This is a genomic window from Brevibacterium picturae (assembly GCF_030453725.1).
Classification (GTDB): domain Bacteria; phylum Actinomycetota; class Actinomycetes; order Actinomycetales; family Brevibacteriaceae; genus Brevibacterium; species Brevibacterium sandarakinum_A.
Window position 1 is genome coordinate 1 of record NZ_JAKDJU010000220.1, and the last position, 4,283, is coordinate 4,283.

Annotated in this window: 4 protein-coding genes; 3 read left to right on the top strand and 1 reads right to left on the bottom strand. The window is 63.5% G+C overall.

The annotated features are described in order from the left end of the window. Positions 1 to 326, bottom strand: a 326-nt coding sequence (locus tag L0G76_RS14450; protein WP_304357858.1) for an ArsR/SmtB family transcription factor, incomplete at its 3' end; no start/stop codon positions are given. A gap of 323 nt (positions 327 to 649) precedes the next feature. Here L0G76_RS14450 and L0G76_RS14455 point away from each other — a divergent pair. The 3 genes from L0G76_RS14455 (at position 650) to L0G76_RS14465 (ending at position 4,100) form a co-directional block, all read left to right on the top strand. Next, positions 650 to 2,098: an APC family permease gene (locus L0G76_RS14455; protein ID WP_304357859.1), complete on the top strand. Its 1,449-nt coding sequence runs from the start codon at positions 650 to 652 to the stop codon at positions 2,096 to 2,098. Continuing rightward, positions 2,095 to 3,009 carry a universal stress protein gene (locus tag L0G76_RS14460; protein WP_304357860.1) on the top strand — a complete coding sequence of 305 codons (915 nt, stop codon included), beginning with the start codon at positions 2,095 to 2,097 and terminating at the stop codon, positions 3,007 to 3,009. Before L0G76_RS14455 ends, L0G76_RS14460 begins: the two co-directional genes overlap by 4 nt. A 239-nt stretch (positions 3,010 to 3,248) precedes the next feature. Then, positions 3,249 to 4,100 carry a fumarylacetoacetate hydrolase family protein gene (locus tag L0G76_RS14465; protein ID WP_304357861.1) on the top strand — a complete coding sequence of 284 codons (852 nt, stop codon included), beginning with the start codon at positions 3,249 to 3,251 and terminating at the stop codon, positions 4,098 to 4,100. Positions 4,101 to 4,283 lie beyond the last annotated feature (183 nt).

The following is a 4,283-nucleotide window of genomic DNA, read 5'->3' on the forward strand; positions in this document are numbered from 1 at the left end:
TCCTCGTCCGCGTTCATCTCATCCAGAACTGCGTCGAGGCGTTGGTAGCGGTCTTCGGCCTGTTGTCTGTATCTCTCGATCCATTTGGTCATCAGATCGAACACATTGTCTTCGAGGTGGACTGGTCTGCGCTGGGCGTCTCTGGTGCGAGTGATCAGTCCGGAATCCTCAAGCACCTTGAGGTGTTTCGACACGGCCTGCACGCTGACCTCATAGGGTTCGGCGAGCTCGTTGACCGTGGCGTCGGCGATGGACAGCCTGGCCACCATGTCTCGACGGGTGGGGTCGGCCAGGGCTGCGAACACCTTTGTCAGCTGATCTGCCACTGGACCTCCGATCTGTATTCAACGTATTGGTTGAATACAACTATAGAGCCACGAAATCGCTTATTCAACCATTCTATTGAATAAGTTTTTCGCAGGTGCCGGCAAGGCCACCTGGCCAGTGCGGTCGTGCCCCGAGTGCGAATCGGGCACCGCGGGGCAACGGATTCCGAAGTCATGATTTCCACTCAGCACCACCTCGGCGAGGCAAGACTGTCGTATGGTCGCAGTATCGAAAGTGCCGGATCCGGACCGACGGTCAACGTTGACGATCGACGGTGCCGGCACTGATCCGCTGGAAAGACGACGACGTCTGGGGAAAGACAATGGCAACTTTGCGACAGCAGCTGTTCCGGGTGAAGCCCGTCCCACAGCAGGGCGAGGAGACGGACAGTGACCTCAAGCGCACGATCGGTCTGTTCTCTCTGACCATGATCGGCGTCGGGTCGACTATCGGCACGGGCATCTTCTTCATCCTTTCCGAGTCCGTGCCCGTGGCCGGACCGGCGGTCATCTGGTCCTTCGTCATCGCCGGGCTCGTCGCCGGCCTCGCGGTCATCTGCTACGCGGAACTGGCCGGCAGCGTGCCCGTCTCCGGCTCCTCCTACTCCTATGCCTATGCGACGCTCGGCGAGCTGCCGGCGATGGGCGTCGCCGCCTGTCTCCTCCTCGAATACGGGGTCGCAGGTGCCGCGGTCGCCGTCGGCTGGTCGCAGTACGTCAACCAGCTGCTGTTCAACCTCTTCGGGTTCGAGATCCCCCACGCCCTGGCCTATGCGCCCGAAGAAGGTGGGATCGTCAACCTGCCGGCCATCCTGCTGCTGGCCATGTGCTGCTTCCTGCTGGTCCGCGGCACCGGCGAATCGGTCGTCATCAACACCGTCATGGTGTGCACGAAGATCGGCGTCCTCCTGTTCTTCGTGTGCGTGGGAGTCACCGGTTGGAACGTCGACAACTTCGCCGACTTCGCGCCCTTCGGGTTCTCCGGAGTGGTGGCAGGCTCCGGCCTGATCTTCTTCAGCTACGTCGGCATGGACGCGGTGGCCACTGCCGGTGACGAGACGAAGAACCCGAAGAAGACCATGCCCCGGGCGCTCATCGCCGCTCTCATCATCGTCACCACGGTCTACGTCATGGTGGCCATCGCGGCACTGTCGGCTCAGCCCTGGCAGGAGTTCGAAGGCCAGAGCGCCGGCCTGTCGGCGATCCTCGAGAACATCGTCGGCGCCCAGTGGCCTGGCACCGTCGTCGCCGCCGGGGCCGTGATCTCGATCTTCTCCGTCACGCTCGTCTCGATCTACGGCCAGACCCGCATCCTGTTCACGATGTCACGCGACGGAATGATGCCCAAGCTCTTCGGCGACGTCAATCCGCGCACGCTCACCCCGGTCAAGGGCACGATCGTCGTCACCGTCGTCATCGCCATCCTGGCCGGGTTCATTCCACTGAACTTCCTTGCAGAGATGACGAGCATCGGCACGCTGGTCGCCTTCGTCGTCGTGTCCCTGGCCGTCATCATCCTGCGTGTGCGCGAACCCGACCTCGAGCGCGGCTTCAAGGTGCCCTTCTATCCCGTGCTGCCGGTGCTCGCGATCATCGGCTGCCTCTGGATCATCAGCAACCTGCAGATCATCACGATCGTCGTCTTCCTCATCTGGACGGCGGTCATCCTCGGGCTGTACTTCATCTTCGGGCGCAGATCCTCGGTGCTGGGAAAACAACGGGCAGCGCATGACAGCATTGACGGATCCGATTTAACAGGAGGGAACCAATGAGCATCGTCGTCGGCGTCGCACCAGGTCAGGACAATAGGGCGGCAGTAGAACTGGGAATCGTGCTCGCGCGCTCCTACGGGCGCCGGCTCGTCGCGGCGGCCATCGATTCCGCTGCTTTTCCGATGAGTCCCGTGCACTTCGAGAGCGAGTACCAGAAGAAACTGCGCAGTGTCGCCGAGGTTGCCCTGGACGAGGTCCGGGCGATCCTTCCCGATGACATCGAGTCCGAATGCGTCATCCGCAGTGCACGATCATCGCGACGTGGACTGCTCGAGATGTGCCGAGACGAAGATGCCTACCGCCTCGTCGTCGGCCCCGCGGCAGATGGAAAGCCGGGCCGGATCGCGCTGGGGTCCGTCTCCACCGGGCTGCTGCACAGCGCCAGTCTGCCGGTGGCGCTGGCACCGGTCGGATTCCGGGCCGCACCGGGTGCTCGTCTGCGGAGGATCACTGCCGCATACAGCGGTTCGTCCACCTCGGCGGACCTCATTCTCGGGGCCGCGATGGTCTCTGCCGAGTCCGGCGTGCCTTTCCGCATCGCGTCCTTCGCGCCCCGGTCGCGCGTGATATCGGCGGCGGGCGTGGGGCTCGACGTCGAGTCCGGTGTCATCGACGAATGGGCCAAGGTGATCAGGCGGGACACCGACGAGATCCTGTGCTCGATCGATCAGCTCCAGATCAGGCCCGGCGAGACCGACGTCGCCATCGGAACCGGGCCGGACTGGGCGAGTGCACTGACCGCCGTGGAGTGGGAAGATCCCGAAGCCATGATGCTCGGCTCCTCCGGTCTCGGGGCACTCAAGCGTGTGTCGCTGGGCAGCCATGCCATGCGGATCCTGCAGCACTCTCCGGTGCCCATCGTCGTCGTGCCCCGCCGGGCGAAGTCGGACTACACGGCGTCGGCCGTCTGAGTCGACAGGGGAGTGGGGCTGGGAATCCCCCGAGGCAGGAGGGCGACGATACGGGTGGGCAGGCCGCCAGTTCCGTAGTGCGGAAATGATTGTGCGATGATCCACAAAACAGGCGTCCAATACTTGAATGATTCCAACTTAGGATGCGAGACGCCATTACCGTGGGATCTCAGGCTTGCACTGCACATTCGTCCAACGACGGCCGGATGCGCAAGCCTGACGAACACGAGAGGAACCGTATGGAATTGCTGCGTTTGGGCCCCATCGGCCACGAGATCCCAGTAGTGCGCGACAAGGACGTCCACTACGATCTGCGCCCCCTGACCACAGATATCGACTCGGAGTTCTTTGCCGACGACGGCATCGAAGAAGTTCGAGCTGCACTGGACGAAGGCAGCCTCGAGCCTCTTGAGGGAGCGGACGATCTGCGCATCGGTGCGCCCATCTCGCGCCCCTCGGCGGTGGTGTGCGTGGGCATGAACTACGCAGCGCATGCCCGAGAAGCAGGAGCCGAACCGCCCGAAGCACCTGTCGTCTTCTTCAAGATGCCCTCGACGATCGCCGGCCCCTACGATGAACTCGAGCTGCCGCCCTATGCCACGAAGGCCGACTGGGAGGTCGAGCTGGGACTGGTCATCGGCACCCGAGCCTTCAGAGTCGCCTCGGCGGAGGAAGCGTATTCGCACGTCGCCGGCTATGTCCTGGGCAACGACCTGTCCGAACGCAGGTTCCAGATCGACGAATCCGGCGGTCAGTGGTCGAAGGGGAAGAACCTCCCCGGCTTCACGCCACTGGGCCCGTGGGTCAGGCCCGCCGCCGAGGTGGAGCCCGGGTCACTGCGACTGCGCACTTGGGTCAATGGCGAGGTTCGACAGGATTCGTCGACGAGCGACCTGATCTTCGACGTCGGGCAGATCATCCATCAGCTCAGCCAGACGATGCCGTTCGAGCCCGGTGACGTGATCCTCACCGGCACACCGCAGGGTGTGGCGATGTCGGGGAAGTTCCCTTACCTAACCGATGGTGACGTCGTCGAAATGGACATCGACGGCCTCGGCCGGCACCGGCAGGTCGTGTCCGTCACGCAGTGACCGACCTGATGCGATGCGCCGCGCAGCCCGCGCGGCGGCAGATGCAACAGCACAGTGGAGGGGCGGTGATATAACCGCCCCTCCACTGTGCTGTAGCAAGCTTTCAGGCTGAGAGAATCAGTTCTCCTGGTCGAAGCCGCCCTGCTGGCCGCCTTCGTTACCGCCGAAGTCGCCGCCGCCCTG